General features: G+C 59.6%; 13 protein-coding genes and 2 pseudogenes. 6 read left to right on the top strand and 9 right to left on the bottom strand.

The window, feature by feature from the left end:
* Window positions 1–68 precede the first annotated feature (68 nt).
* The 4 genes from HOY34_RS02090 (at window position 69) to yddG (ending at window position 4149) form a co-directional block, all read left to right on the top strand.
* Entirely contained in the window at window positions 69–923 is an 855-nt protein-coding gene (locus HOY34_RS02090) for an EAL domain-containing protein (protein ID WP_172359677.1), read from the top strand.
* Window positions 924–1065: 142 nt separating this feature from the next.
* The gene (locus HOY34_RS02085) at window positions 1066–2241 is read left to right on the top strand and encodes an acetyl-CoA C-acetyltransferase (protein ID WP_172359676.1); all 1176 of its coding nucleotides are present in this window, start codon (window positions 1066–1068) and stop codon (window positions 2239–2241) included.
* A 191-nt stretch (window positions 2242–2432) separates the two neighbouring features.
* A complete protein-coding gene (locus tag HOY34_RS02080) occupies window positions 2433–3158 on the top strand; it encodes a beta-ketoacyl-ACP reductase (RefSeq protein ID WP_172359675.1) in 726 nt (241 codons plus the stop codon).
* 139 nt (window positions 3159–3297) lie between these two features.
* Window positions 3298–4149, top strand: a complete 852-nt coding sequence (gene yddG, locus HOY34_RS02075) for an aromatic amino acid exporter YddG (protein ID WP_172359674.1) — start codon at window positions 3298–3300, stop codon at window positions 4147–4149.
* Between the two features lie 34 nt (window positions 4150–4183).
* Here the strand turns inward: yddG and HOY34_RS02070 are convergent, their stop codons facing one another.
* From HOY34_RS02070 to HOY34_RS02060, 3 genes are all read right to left on the bottom strand, one after another.
* Entirely contained in the window at window positions 4184–4351 is a 168-nt protein-coding gene (locus HOY34_RS02070) for a YdcH family protein (protein WP_172359673.1), read from the bottom strand.
* 109 nt (window positions 4352–4460) lie between these two features.
* On the bottom strand, window positions 4461–5279 hold the full coding sequence (locus tag HOY34_RS02065) for a tRNA1(Val) (adenine(37)-N6)-methyltransferase (RefSeq protein ID WP_366926896.1): 819 nt from the start codon (window positions 5277–5279) through the stop codon (window positions 4461–4463).
* On the bottom strand, window positions 5276–5491 hold the full coding sequence (locus HOY34_RS02060) for a putative signal transducing protein (protein WP_172359672.1): 216 nt from the start codon (window positions 5489–5491) through the stop codon (window positions 5276–5278). Before HOY34_RS02060 ends, HOY34_RS02065 begins: the two co-directional genes overlap by 4 nt.
* Window positions 5492–5560: 69 nt before the next feature.
* On the opposite strand from HOY34_RS02060, the gene HOY34_RS02055 reads away from it, so the two are divergent.
* Window positions 5561–6583 (top strand): polyprenyl synthetase family protein, encoded by a 1023-nt coding sequence (locus tag HOY34_RS02055; RefSeq protein ID WP_172359671.1) that lies wholly within the window; start codon window positions 5561–5563, stop codon window positions 6581–6583.
* A 177-nt stretch (window positions 6584–6760) separates the two neighbouring features.
* Window positions 6761–7843: a helix-turn-helix transcriptional regulator gene (locus tag HOY34_RS02050; RefSeq protein WP_172359670.1), complete on the top strand. Its 1083-nt coding sequence runs from the start codon at window positions 6761–6763 to the stop codon at window positions 7841–7843.
* Between the two features lie 341 nt (window positions 7844–8184).
* On the opposite strand, the gene HOY34_RS02045 is transcribed toward HOY34_RS02050, so the two are convergent.
* From HOY34_RS02045 to HOY34_RS02020, 6 genes and pseudogenes are all read right to left on the bottom strand, one after another.
* A complete protein-coding gene (locus HOY34_RS02045) occupies window positions 8185–9246 on the bottom strand; it encodes a glycosyltransferase family protein (RefSeq protein ID WP_172359669.1) in 1062 nt (353 codons plus the stop codon).
* Between the two features lie 357 nt (window positions 9247–9603).
* Window positions 9604–9912, bottom strand: a complete 309-nt coding sequence (locus HOY34_RS21960) for a hypothetical protein (protein ID WP_253944145.1) — start codon at window positions 9910–9912, stop codon at window positions 9604–9606.
* 124 nt (window positions 9913–10036) lie between these two features.
* Window positions 10037–10279: pseudogene (locus HOY34_RS21955) on the bottom strand (DNA cytosine methyltransferase); the annotation flags it as partial.
* A gap of 148 nt (window positions 10280–10427) precedes the next feature.
* Window positions 10428–11264 (bottom strand): annotated as a pseudogene (locus HOY34_RS02030) (protein NO VEIN domain-containing protein).
* 588 nt (window positions 11265–11852) lie between these two features.
* On the bottom strand, window positions 11853–12953 hold the full coding sequence (locus HOY34_RS02025) for a tyrosine-type recombinase/integrase (RefSeq protein ID WP_172359668.1): 1101 nt from the start codon (window positions 12951–12953) through the stop codon (window positions 11853–11855).
* A 76-nt stretch (window positions 12954–13029) separates the two neighbouring features.
* Window positions 13030–13356 carry a hypothetical protein gene (locus tag HOY34_RS02020; RefSeq protein WP_172359667.1) on the bottom strand — a complete coding sequence of 109 codons (327 nt, stop codon included), beginning with the start codon at window positions 13354–13356 and terminating at the stop codon, window positions 13030–13032.
* Window positions 13357–13568 lie beyond the last annotated feature (212 nt).

Below are 13568 nucleotides of genomic sequence, written 5' to 3'. Positions count from 1 at the left end.
ATGCAGAACTTCAGAAAGGCTTTACCCGTCCTGGTGCAGGCTGTCACTACAACAGTGAGGATCCTGCGATGAGCTTCGTGCCCGTGCGGCGACAGTTGAAGGTCGATCTCGACCCGAATGAGGCATCGCCCTTCGCGATTGCAACCTCATCGGCAGAGCGCGCGGTTTTGCAAATGGTGCGCGATGCGCTGACCAACAAACGCATGCGGCTGGCGTTTCAGCCGGCGGTCTATGCGGCCGATCCGCAGATCATCGGCTTCTATGAGGGCTATATTCGTCTGCTGGATGAGCGGCAGATGACGATCCCGGCCCGCGACTTCATGGCCATATCGGAAACCCGTGAACTGGGCCGCGAGATTGACGTCGCCGCGCTGCGTCTTGGGTTGCAGACGCTGCGGCGCAATCCGGGCATTCGAATCGCGGTGAATATGTCGGCGCGCTCGGTGGGTTATAAGCCCTGGACACAGCTTTTGCGCCGCACGCTGGGCGAGCATCCTGATGTCGGGCGCGGTCTGATACTTGAGATAAACGAGGCCTCGGCCATGCAGATGCCCGATGTGCTGATCCCCTTCATGGATGAGCTGCAGGGCTTTGGCATCACCTTCACCCTTGACGATTTCGGCGACAGTTTCACCTCGCTCAGCCTGCTTTACGAATTCGGCTTTGACATCGCAAAGCTGGATGGCCGCTTTATCCGGGACTGCCACATTGACGCGACGAACCAGCCCGTCATCCGCTCGGCCATCGCTATGGCGCAGGAATTTGGCATGTTCCTTGTGGCCGAAGCCGTCGAAACCAACGACGAGGCAAACTGGCTGCGAGAGCAGGGGGTCGGCTGTCTGCAGGGCTATCTGTTCGGCAAGCCTGAACTGACGCCGGATTTCGCGCAGTTTCTGCGCTCACGGCGGCGGGGCGGGGGGTAGCAAAGATCCGGCTGTCAGCTATCCTGCAATATTCTTGCGTATTCCTTCGGATTATGCCCCTCTTCATGCAAGGCCTGTATGGCTGGCTTTCTGATGGCCGCCGGATACATCGCCGTCTAATCTGCCTGAGGAGAGGCCAAAGATGACCAATGTCGTAATCGTTTCGGCGGCGCGGACCGCAGTAGGCTCGTTCAACGGTGCGTTTGCCAATACGCCCGCACATGAGCTGGGTGCCGCTGTGATTGAGGCCGTTGTCGCCCGCGCCGGGATCGATAAAGCCGATGTCAACGAGACGATTCTGGGCCAGGTTCTGACCGCAGGACAGGGACAAAATCCGGCACGTCAGGCCCATATTCTGGCTGGCCTGCCGCGGGAAAGTTCTGCCTGGTCGATCAATCAGGTCTGTGGCTCGGGGTTGCGGACGGTGGCGCTTGCGGCGCAACAGATCCAGACGGGTGCGGCCGGGATCGTCATCGCTGGCGGGCAGGAAAGCATGAGCCTGTCGCCCCACGTCGCGCATCTTCGGGCGGGAACCAAAATGGGCGACATGAAAATGGTCGATTCCATGATCAAAGACGGGCTTTGGGACGCGTTCAACAATTACCATATGGGTCAGACTGCAGAGAACGTCGCCGCCCAGTGGCAGATCTCGCGCGAACAACAGGACGAATTCGCCGTTGCCAGCCAGAACAAGGCCGAAGCCGCGCAAAAGGCGGGTAAGTTCAAAGACGAGATCACCCCGTTTGTCGTGAAAACCCGCAAGGGCGACATCACGGTCGATAGCGACGAATATATCCGCCACGGCGCTACGATCGAGGCAATGCAAAAGCTGAAACCCGCTTTCACCAAAGATGGCACGGTTACAGCCGCGAATGCCAGCGGGTTGAATGACGGTGCGGCAGCTGTGCTGCTGATGTCCGAAGAAGAGGCTGCACGGCGCGGTTTGAAGGTTCTGGCGCGGATCGCCTCGCATGCGACGGCTGGCCTTGATCCGGCGATTATGGGCGTCGGTCCGATCTATGCCTCGCGCAAGGCGTTGGACAAAGCTGGCTGGAAGGCCTCTGACCTTGATCTGATCGAGGCCAATGAGGCCTTTGCCGCTCAGGCCTGTGCTGTGAATAAGGACATGGGCTGGGATACGGCAAAGGTGAACGTCAATGGCGGTGCTATTGCCATCGGTCACCCAATCGGTGCCAGTGGCGCACGTATCCTGAATACGCTGATCTTTGAGCTCATCCGCTCGGGCGGCAAAAAGGGGCTTGCCACGCTGTGCATCGGCGGCGGTATGGGCGTCGCGCTTTGCATCGAGCGTGACTGAACGTAACGCGCCGGGCAGAAAAGATTACGTCAAAGGGTGCTCCGATTTCGGTGCCCTTTGACGCGCATTCTGATAGATTTGAGCAGTTATCAGGAAATTTTCATGCACAATAAAAATATTCTCAGCAATAATGTTGCGCATATCTTTTCTGATCGATAGCAATGAGAGATAGGGTTTTCTGAGGAGGAATCATGTCAAGAGTTGCACTCGTCACCGGCGGATCTCGCGGTATCGGCGCTGCGATTTCAGTCGCGCTGAAGGCGGCGGGCTACAGGGTCGCAGCGAATTATGCTGGCAACGACGATGCGGCCAAAGCGTTTACAGCGGCAACTGGCATCCCAGCCTATAAGTGGTCTGTGGCGGATTATGACGCCTGCGCCGAAGGTATCAGAAAGGTCGAGGCTGACCTGGGTCCGATTGAAATCCTTGTTAACAACGCGGGCATTACGCGCGATGCGATGTTTCACAAGATGACCCCGGCCCAGTGGAAAGAGGTGATCGACACCAACCTGACCGGGTTGTTCAATATGACCCACCCATTGTGGTCGGGCATGCGTGACCGCAAGTTCGGGCGAGTGATCAATATCTCGTCGATCAATGGGCAGAAAGGCCAGGCAGGGCAGGCCAATTACTCGGCCGCGAAATCCGGTGATCTGGGCTTCACCAAATCTTTGGCGCAAGAGGGCGCGCGCGCTGGGATCACCGTAAACGCGATTTGCCCAGGTTATATTGGCACCGAGATGGTGCGAGCGATTGATGAGAAAGTTCTGGCAGAGCGGATCATTCCGCAAATTCCGGTTGGTCGTCTTGGTGAGCCGGAGGAAATTGCCCGCTGTGTCGCCTTCCTCGCATCTGATGATGCTGGCTTCATCACCGGCTCGACAATCTCTGCGAATGGCGGACAATTCGTAGTCTGATCTGCCGCCTATATCCAAGGTAAGGCCCGCTTTTGCAGCGGGTCTTTTCCTTTTCGACCGACTGCCATAGGACTGAACCCGGAGTTTTTGAAAACTCCGGGCCGTTTCCTTCAAAGGAAACGGGGGCAGGGGGGATGAAATGTCACGCAACAAAGCAACCATTATCGGGTTCAGCGCCGTGCTGATGTGGTCTTTGCTTGCGTTGTTGACAATTGGGTCTGCTCCGGTCCCGCCGTTTTTGTTGAACGCAATCTGCTTCACAATAGGTGGGGTGATTGGTTTGGCCTGGACGGCCAGGCAGGGGTTCTCAATTTTGCGCGGCGTATCCTGGAAGGTCTATGCCTTTGGTACGCTTGGGCTTTTTGGATACCACTTCCTGTATTTCACGGCTTTTCGCGTCGCGCCGACAGCTGAGACTGGCCTGATCGCCTATCTCTGGCCATTGTTTATCGTCTTGCTTTCTGGGCTTCTGCCGGGGGAAAGGTTGTTCCCGCAGCAGCTTTTGGGGGCGTCGATCGCCTTTGCCGGTGCTGCGCTGATCATTTTTGCCCGCAATGAGGCTGGCGGTTTCAATACCACCGGCATGCTGCTTGCCTTTGGCTGCGCGATTACATGGTCTGTCTATTCGGTGATTTCGCGGCGCCTGGGTGATGTGCCCACGGAAAGTGTTACGGTTTTCTGCCTTGCCTCGGCGGCTTTGTCGCTGGTTGCGCATCTGGCTTTGGAAGAGACTGCTCTGCCTGTCGATGCGCTGGGCTGGGTTTCAGTTATCGCTCTGGGGCTGGGCCCGGTTGGGGCGGCGTTTTTCACCTGGGACATCGGCATGAAAAGAGGCGACATCCAGCTGTTGGGTGTCGCCTCTTATGCGGCGCCTTTGCTTTCGACCCTTGTGCTGATCATCGCGGGCAGGGCCGAGCCTGGCTGGACCATTCTGGCGGCAGCTGCTCTGATTGCTGGCGGCGCTTTGATCGCGGCACGCAAACGGCCCTGATCAGGCGGTATCTGCTATGGGCCCCGTCACACCATCAATGGGTGGCAAGACGGTTGATTTCTTCCTTCAGCCGCAGCTTTTGGCGTTTCATTTCGGTGATTTGGGTCGCGTCGACCGCCGGGCTGCGCTGTGCCTTTTCGACTTTGTCGGAAAGCACATCGTGCTTTTTGCGAAGTTCTGTCAGATGCGAAGAAATGCTCATTTCGTCCTCCTGTTTGTTTTCGCGTAACAAGGAGTGCAGCACGGAATGTGAGTCGTGTCATCTGTCTTTCACACGGCTGCGACAAATACTGCCAGTAATTCTCTTTTAATCAGCGAGATTGTGCTGGCAGTGCTGCGCCGTCACGCAGGATTGAATTTGCGAGCGGGGTATAGCTTTCGCGGTCTCCGTCATGGGCCTGGCCCTGATGGATCACCAGCGGGGCCAGCAGGCGAAAGGCGCTGCGCCCGCCTTTGCGGGCCCGCAGGATCACCCGCAGCGCTTCGCGGCCTTCGCGGGCCTGCAACGGCAGGATAGAGGCCGATCCCAGCTTCGGCGCCAGCGCCGCCAGCATCTCTGGCATTGAATCCGCGCCTGCGATCATCGTCAGCCAGCCTCCCGGGGCCAGTCTGCGGGCCGCAGCCAGGATCCATGTGCTGACGGGCAGCGTGATCTGCATTGCGGTTGCCCGCACGCCCACGGGCGAGGGGGTTCCCCCTGCCGGATACCAGGGCGGATTGGCGATCACGTGGTCAAAGTCGCGGCGCAACGCCTTTGGCATTCGGGTCAGATCGCCCTGATGGACCTCAATCGGCACCGCATTGCGGGCCGCGTTGCGCCGGGCCAGCTCGGCATAGCCTGGCTGCAGCTCCAGCCCGGAAAGCTGCAGGCCCGGCACCCGCGCCGCCAGACAAAGCGAGGCTGCCCCCGCGCCGCAGCCCAGATCCAGCACCGACTCGCCCGGCTTTGCACCACAGGCCGCTGCCAGAAAAACCGCATCGGTCGCGGCGCGGTAGCCGCGCAGGGGTTGCCACAGCTGCAGCCTGCCGGTCAGAAATTTGTCGTCCGACAGCTCATGATCCTGAAAGAGACCCTGATCCGGCGCATCGGTCTGGGGCGAAGGCTCTGGGTTATTCCCCGTGCCGGTCACTTTGAGACCTCGATGTCGTTGTCGCGCATTATGGCGCGGGCCATGAACAGATCACGGTCTGCAACCATCAGGCGGCGGGGCAAAATTCCCAGTGAACCGTCCAGTATACTCATGTGGACGTCCAGGTCGAAGGCTGTTATTCCCTCGCCCTCAAGAAGGGCCGTGGCGAAGGCGATCACCGTAGGGTCGGTTGTGCGCAAAAGCTCTTTCATCGGTTTTGGGTAGCTGCACCTGCCGCATCAGGCAAGGGGAATGGCACCCGCAAAGGGCTGAGGGTGAAGATGGACGGCAATTCCAAACAGGCGCAGGCAGGCCCCCAGGACCGGCTGGCCGAGGCTCTTGGCCCGGATATGGCGGCGGTGAATGCGATCATCCGCGCGCGGATGGCCAGCGAACATGCGCCGCGCATTCCCGAGGTGACCGCCCATCTGATCGAGGCGGGCGGCAAGCGCATTCGCCCGATGCTGGTGCTGGCCGCCGCGCATATCTGCGGTTATCCGACGCGCCACCCCGAGGGCGAGGATCACCGCAAGCTGGCGGCAACGGTCGAGTTCATCCATACCGCCACGCTTTTGCACGATGATGTCGTTGACGAAAGCGAACAGCGCCGTGGCCGCCCGACCGCCAATCTGCTGTGGGACAACAAATCCTCGGTTCTGGTGGGCGACTATCTTTTCGCCCGTGCCTTCCAGTTGATGGTCGAGCCGGGCAGCCTGCGGGTGCTGGATATTCTGGCCAATGCCTCGGCCACCATCGCCGAGGGCGAGGTGCTGCAGCTGACCGCAGCGCAGGATCTGACGACCACGGAAGAGATCTATATCAAGGTGGTCCGCGGCAAGACCGCGGCGCTCTTCTCTGCCGCGACCGAATCTGGCGCGGTGATCGCCGGGGCCAGCCCGGCTGAGGTGCAGGCGCTGTTCACCTATGGCGATGCGCTTGGGATCGCCTTCCAGATTGCCGATGATCTGCTGGATTACGGCGGTGCCTCGGCGGTGATCGGCAAGAATACCGGCGATGATTTCCGCGAGCGCAAGCTGACCCTGCCGGTGATCAAGGCGGTGGCGGCGTCCAGCCCGGAAGAGCGGGCCTTCTGGACCCGGGTGATCGAAAAGGGCGACCAGCGCGACGGCGATCTGCAAGAGGCCCTGCGCCTGATGGAGCATCACGGTGCCCTCAGCGCGGCCCGCGATGACGCATTGGCCTGGGCTGCGCAGGCGCGGGCGGCGCTGGTGCCGCTGCCAGCCCATCCGCTGAAGGATATCCTGGGCGATCTGGCGGATTTCGTGGTCTCGCGCATCGCATGATCGGGCGGGGGGCGGTTGCGCCCTCGCCGCTGATCGGCCTTACCCGGGCATCAGTCGGGCATCGGTGTCGATATTTGATCAAATATTGCCGTTTTTCCAGGCTATCCCCGGCTGCAGCTGGTATCATCTGTCTGTTCGGGTGCACAGTCTGTGCCCTGAAGCATGTCAGGGGGAAGCGTGGACCAGCTGCAGGCCGATCTGACCGAGACGCTTTACTCCATTCTGCTTGGTGAGGCGGACTGGCCGGTTTTTCTGCGCCAGCTGGTTTCTGACCGGGGCAATGGCGGCGCGTTGTTCATGCTGCAAAACGACCAGGCAATCGGTGGGCTGGGGCGGCTGGAACTGGCCTCTGGCGTCGGTGAGAAAGAGATTGCCGATTACGCCAATTATTACAGTCAGCTTAATCCATGGGTGCCCGATCATATTCTGCGCCGCGCCAATGACGTGATTGTCGATCACGAAGTGATCTCGCGTGAGACGCTGAAGCGCACGGAATACTACAATGATTACCTGCGTCCGGCGGGCTATATCGGCTCGGTCGGGGTGACGCTCAGCCGTCGTGGTGGGGAAAATCTGCTGCTGACCACGGTGTTTGGGGACGAGGATCCGGCCGTCGCCACCGCGATGGGCCGCAGGTTAGAGGCGATGAAGCCGCATCTGCAGCGGCTGATGCGCTACTATACACGCTCGGCGGGCGAGTTGCGGATGGACAATGTTGCGGGCCAGGCCCTCGGGGTGATGGGCGCCGGGCTTTGTTTGATTGACGACACCCTGCGCCCGGTCATGGTGACCCCAGCCGCCGAACAGGCGGCGGCGCGGGCCAATCTGTTCACGATCACCCCGACCGGGCAGATCCGCCTCGGCGATGAGAATGGCCAGCAGGCCCTGAGGCGGCTGTTGCAGCGCGGCGCCCTGACCCGATCAGAGGTGGTCTGGAACCAGGACGGCCATCGGATGACCTTGTTTCGTGCCGCCCGCGAACCGATTTCCGAACTGCTTTGCGGCCCGATGGTCGGCTTGCTGATCGAGCCGGGACGCCACAGCAGCGGATCGGTCGTCGACACGATCGCGCAGCGATTTGCGCTGACCGGAGCCGAGAGGCGGGTTCTCAGCGGGGTCTCGGATGGGCTGTCGATACGCGATATGGCGGCGCTGCATGGGCGCTCGGCCGAGACGGTGCGCAGCCAGGTCAAAAGCCTGCTGCATAAAACCGGCTGCGAGAGCCAGCTTGCTTTGCTGCAGCTGATCCGCAAGGCCTGAGCCGTAAGATCTGAGCCGGAATATCCGATCCGCAGGGCAGGGCGTTTTCGGGCTTGTTGTCCGGCTGCTGGAATAAAACCGGGGCCGTATTGGACGAATTGCCCGGATACGACCCCGTTCGAGGGAATGAAAATGACTGGAACAATAGCCCTGTTTTAGAGGCTGCGTCAGGGATGCCTCATCACCCTGCAGGGTGAAAATGATGCGGCCTATGCTTTTTCCCGTGGCCATTTCCAGGAAAACAGTGACCAAAAGTTCCTGCCTGCGGTCATGGCCCGGATTGCAGCGGCGCCCCGGGCCAGAAAAGACAGGAAGATCAGCCCGGGGCGGGGATATGCGGATCAGAACAAGGCGGAAAAGCGCTCTGGAATGCGATACAGGTTTTTGTCGATTGCCTGGCCCCAGATGAATGAATTGGTATATTTCTGTTTCTGCTTGCGCATTGCCGCCCGGTATTCGGGAAGATCGACATCCTCACCGCGAAGCGTCTTGCTTGCGACAATATTGTGATATCGATCCAGGGTGGTGCTTCCCCAGCTTGTTGAGGTGTCGACCTCCAGGCCGTTTGTGCTGGCCTCTGACATGATTTCTTTGCGCCCCTTGCTTCGGTCCGTCAACATGGGCAGATCGAAAAACTTAAGGTGCAGCGTGAACAACCCATCAGGCAAAAGGCGGGGGCCCAGGTTATTGCGATGCCCGCCTGGGGCAAACAATGCAGGGGCGCCAATCAGACAGGGTTTGCTGTAATTCCAGTTCGGCTGAAATATGCGCCGCCGGGAAAGTATGGTCGCATCATCGGCGATACTTTCGGGCTCTTCATCGGGCAGGTGAATAAGTTCCAGGCACAATGGCGATATATTTTTGGGCGCCGATTTATTATCGCTGGTGTTGCGTTCAATCCAGTCGCCCACAGACGTGGCTGATAGCGGATCGGCGATAACAATCTCATCTACATCCGAAACAATCATCCATTTGTAAAACTCAAGAAGTCCGGATGCCAGATAGCCCATAGAGCGCCATCTGCGCGCATCGAACTTATACATGCCGCTGTCGCGGGGAAGATTGATGATATTGGCTCCAATGGCGATTTCGCGGTGAACCGGATCATTGCCATGGCTAAGAAGATAGAGGCATTCAGGACCAATCTGCGCAGACCAATAGCGATACCAGCGTTCGACAAAGAAATAGTCCTGGTAGGCCATTGTCATAACGCCCAAAAGTCGCTTTTCACCAATCATTCCCGTACCGTCCTGCAACCAGAGGCCCGAGCTGCGGCTGCCCGTTCCTGTGTCAATGAAAAAGGGCCAGCTGGCATGCGTAAACGCGTCAATAGCGCGGATCAGGCCGCAATGTGCGCCGACTGTATGTAATGAATTCTGTAACAGAATGCGGATATTGGGCAAGGTTCCCGCGATGAACGGGGGCGCGAATGAATATCCCGGATTTCCCCGTTCGCGGTGGCCTGAGCAACAGGATGAGGCGGAACGCCCATACGGAAGCGGAATACCGCACCGCGCCTGACGGGCCGTCCTGTGGTTCCTGCCCCTGGCCCGCTGTAACAATGTGCTGTCGCAGGAGCAGGCTTGCCCAGGTTGTCTTTGAAAGACGCGTTCAATGCGTTCAATGCGTTCAATGCGTTCAATGCGTTCAATGCGTTGAAAGCCTGATGGCGGAGGGCGCGGGCCTGAAGTCCAACCTTCTTCACCACCGGAAACCGCCCACGGCTTATGGAGGCATGACGGGCGTGGGCGGCTGCCGCTTCAGTCGCGAAAATCTTCCTTGAACCTGTCGATCTGATGCATGCGCTCATGCAGGACCGCGACGATACCGATATGGCCGTCGGACAGTCGGCGCGTATAGACGAAGCGGTGTTCATACCGGAAGAAGAACCCTTCCAGACCTTTCTCGCCGCGCCGTTCGCCGCCCCGGCTCCGAAAGCTGTCGGTCTGCGGCGTCGGCCACATTGCTGCCGTCGTCGCCAGATTCATCCCGTGCTGGCCCGCTGCCTGCGAGGGCGTCAGTTTCGTCTGCCGGTTCTGGTTCGCACTGGCCCTCGGCGTCGGCCACAAGCGCAGCAGTTCCGTCCGGTTCCCGCCACTCGACCGGATGCCAGAGCAGGCGCGCGGGGTCGGTCAGATCGTCGCCCTCCCGGACGGCGAGGATGAAGAGCCGCTCGCGCTTGTGGGGCGCGCCGACTTCCGCCGCCGTGAAGAGGCCTGCCGCAAGGCGGTAGCCCATTCCGACCAGTCTGCTGGCGACTTCAGGGAAGCCGAGGCGGAGATGATGGGCGACATTCTCGAGGAAGACGAAGGGCGGTTTGATTTCGCCGATGATGCGGGCGACATGCGGCCAGAGGTGGCGCGGGTCGTCCGCGCCCTGACGCTTGCCCGCAACGGAAAACGGCTGGCACGGATAGCCCGCAGTGACGATGTCCACTGCACCGCGCCACGGGCGGCCATCGAAGGTGGCAACGTCGTCCCAGACAGGCGCGTGATCCAGGGGCGCGTCTTCCAGCCTCTACGACCTGCGCTTTCTGGCGGGTGAGAAATGGCAGGAGCAGGCTGAGCGGGCGTTTCGCTGACCCTCAATGAAAACTCGCCTGAAAGGACGTCGCGGTCAGCGAGACATGCGCGTCCAGCGGCGGGTGCAGCTCGAACGCCTTCGGCTCGCGCGCGAAGTTCCAAGGCCGGAACAGGGACCATTCCGAACGCCGCTCCTCGGCCACGGCCAGCTCGTTGCGGCTGATGTGGAAAGGGGTGCGTTCCCAGCCATTCGTCGTCTTCACCTCGATCAGGCGCGGACGGCCATCCGGCGCGAAACTGGCGATATTGTAGCCGGCACCATCGCCTTCCTCCTCCGACACCCACCGGAGCTTGCGCGCAAGATCGTCGCGGCCCGCTGATTTCAGGAAGGCTCGTTCGTGCGCCAGGACGCGCTCCTCACCGGCACGGCCGAGGGCGCGGTTTCGCTCGTCTCTCGCCGCGACATCGAATTTGCGGGCGATGTGCAGCATCTGCGCCAGCTCCTGCGGGGGCGGCTGGTTCGACAACGTGGGCGGCGGCCCGATCCAGATCGGCCGCGCCTCCGCCAGGCCAGTCGGTGCTCTGGTACCTGAATGGCGGCCGAGCCATGCCGGGTTCAGCGCCAGTCAACGTGCCACGGCATCCACCAGCGTCATCTGGAAATTGAAGGCGGGCTTATGGCCCGGGATCCAGTCCTCATACAGCCCCTTCAGCACGGCGCTGATGTTCTGGTGCTTGAACTCGACCGCTCCTTCGGACCGATCATTCAACAGCGGCAGAAGCCCGGGCCGATGCTCGGCCTTGTTGTAGGGGCGGCCACAGACGTCGTCGGCCAGCGTCGCGAAGTAATCCGCGATGATCAGGTCGTTCTCTTGAACGGTCCAGGCCCCGATTGACATCGCGCCAGGCTAAAGGTGGAAACTGCATTTGTCATCAGGGACTTCGCGCAAGTCTCCCAAGACATACCAACGACCACGCCGCCCGCGTCGCGTCTCCATCTGAATCGAAACAAGCCGGAACCAGCGAAACACGGGCGCAACGCGATCCCGCCAGTTCCTTGAAATGCATGGAGGTTTTGAACCCGTCTCGCCGAGAGCGAGGGGCGGGTGGAAAGTGACGGTGAGCGTTCAGAGACCGAGCTCGTGAGGCAAGCCAGTCTCCAAAGGGTGGATGGCTCCTGCAAACCCCTTTGGCCATAAAGAAAAAGATCCCGCGAGGGGCTTGTTTTCAGGTTTGCAGGGGAAAATGGCGGAGACGAAGGGATTCGAACCCTCGAGACCCTTCCGGGCCTGCACCCTTAGCAGGGGTGTCGGCAAGCGGCATTACGGGGGCGTTGGTGGTCTAAAAGTCAACCTAACAGGTTGATTTTAATGGATTCATATCTCGCATCTCTACACGAAAGAACAGATTTGTTTCGTTCGTGTAGAGATGATTTCGGGGGCCGGATTACCATTCGGTAATCCCCCTGCACCCCTAGCAAAATCGCGTCAAGCACGCCGGGCGAGGCGCCTCGCAATGGATCCCTGAAAATCGGGATGATGGTGGCCATAAACTTTTTCGATCATTTTCGGACTGCTATGGCCGGCAAAGGAGGCCACCCGGTAGATGTCTTCCCCCGACTGCATCAGCCATGTGATCGCCGTATGACGGAGGATGTGCGGCGTCACCTCATCCGGGTCCAATCCGGCACGGATCACCGCGGCCTTGAATCCATCGCCGACGGACTGGAGACGGCGACCGGCCAGCTCGATCACATGATCCGACGCGGCCCGCTCCTGAGCCGCGCGGAGTTCGTCGATGATATCCCCCTCGATCTTGCAAAAACCGCGCTTCTTCATCCTCGGCGCGCGAATCCGGCGTCCGCGCACATCCACCCTGACCGGTCCATCGGTTTCACCCGGCATACGGAGATCAATGGTTCCTCTCTCGAGGTCCACACGGCTCCATGTCAGATCGAGGATCGCACGATGCCGACCGGCGGTGGCGAGACCGATGCGGATGAAAAGTTTGAGGTATTCTTTTTCCGCAGCAGCGATCAGCCTGTCCGCCTCTTCGTGTGTCAGGAATGCCTCTCGCGGATCGGATCCGGCGGGTAGGTCGATCTTCGGGATCGGCAAGTCGGTGATCGGCGGATCTGCCCGCAGTGCGACCGACCATGCGGCCGTAAGAGTCGTCAGCTCCTGGCGAACAGTCGGCTCGGATACGCCCTCGCGATACCGCTCAGATTCATACCAATCGAGAAGCTTTTTATTGACGCCAGTGAGGAGATATTTACCGATTTTCCATTTCATCCGCTGATGGAGAGTGCGCCATTTGCGGCGCCAGGTCTCCGGATTTTCACGTTGACGCTCCTCCGCCCACGCGTCGAGGATGTTCCCTACCGTGGCGAGCCGGGTAATCGGTGCGGCGGTCCGCGCCTCATCCGCCTTTTTGCGGTCGAGATACTCGAGCAGAACAATCATCGCCTCCGAACGATCGGTTTTACCGGTCGAAATATATTTCTTGCCATCCCTGATCTGGAAGGATGATTTCCCTTTCGGGAACGTGAGATAGGGGGCGCGAGCTGCATCCGCCATGGTCGTCTCCATCTTATTTCCGGGCGCAGGCCTGATGGCCTGAGCAGCGCAAACGCTTGATATTACAGGGCGTTTATGCCGCGTATCATCACCAGAATGTCCAATCAGAGACGCGGCTCGGAATGAGCTGCGGATGGCTATCAAAATAAGGCCGGACTATTTTTCCGCAAGCACATTTTTTGGATTGACGATTTCCAGGGCCACCATCTATGATTCCCGACATGACCAAAACGCTGATCATACGCCGCATATCCTGACCCGCTTCTAGCGGCACGGATGACGTGCGTATCGAAATCAGCATCTGAGATAGCGCCCTTTTTGATTGGCTATCATCAGACAGAAAGGTCAAAAAATGGCTTGGAACCCCCACGCATTCGCCGCCATCATGGCGTATCCCGATATTTTTGCGGATCATTCCGCCTTTGGGTCCGGGATCGAGTTTTCTGATCCCTCGACCGGCAAACATTTGCTTTTTGCCGCTGACTATTTTGACGCCAGCGTGTTGAATCTCACGCGGAACTGAGCCGGTTTTGTCACCGAGAAGTGAGCCACCTCTGATTATGGATTTTGGTTCAAGCTGGGGTCAAGGTTGGGTGTGTCTCCTTCTTTTTTCTTACTGCAGCTGCT

This window comes from Pseudogemmobacter hezensis (genome assembly GCF_013155295.1).
GTDB lineage: Bacteria > Pseudomonadota > Alphaproteobacteria > Rhodobacterales > Rhodobacteraceae > Pseudogemmobacter > Pseudogemmobacter hezensis.
Note: the sequence above shows the minus strand (reverse complement) of the source record. Positions and strands in the feature narration are given on the sequence as shown.

Excerpts from the sequence above, each read along its gene's own strand:
- yddG (WP_172359674.1), top strand. The coding sequence starts at position 3,298 with ATGTCACGCAACAAAGCAACCATTATCGGGTTCAGCGCCGTGCTGATG.
- HOY34_RS02080 (WP_172359675.1), top strand. The coding sequence starts at position 2,433 with ATGTCAAGAGTTGCACTCGTCACCGGCGGATCTCGCGGTATCGGCGCT.
- HOY34_RS02060 (WP_172359672.1), bottom strand. The coding sequence starts at position 5,491 with ATGAAAGAGCTTTTGCGCACAACCGACCCTACGGTGATCGCCTTCGCC.
- HOY34_RS02020 (WP_172359667.1), bottom strand. The coding sequence starts at position 13,356 with ATGATCCGCAAAAATATCGGGATACGCCATGATGGCGGCGAATGCGTG.
- HOY34_RS02055 (WP_172359671.1), top strand. The coding sequence starts at position 5,561 with ATGGACGGCAATTCCAAACAGGCGCAGGCAGGCCCCCAGGACCGGCTG.
- HOY34_RS02085 (WP_172359676.1), top strand. The coding sequence starts at position 1,066 with ATGACCAATGTCGTAATCGTTTCGGCGGCGCGGACCGCAGTAGGCTCG.
- HOY34_RS02070 (WP_172359673.1), bottom strand. The coding sequence starts at position 4,351 with ATGAGCATTTCTTCGCATCTGACAGAACTTCGCAAAAAGCACGATGTG.
- HOY34_RS02090 (WP_172359677.1), top strand. The coding sequence starts at position 69 with ATGAGCTTCGTGCCCGTGCGGCGACAGTTGAAGGTCGATCTCGACCCG.
- HOY34_RS02025 (WP_172359668.1), bottom strand. The coding sequence starts at position 12,953 with ATGGAGACGACCATGGCGGATGCAGCTCGCGCCCCCTATCTCACGTTC.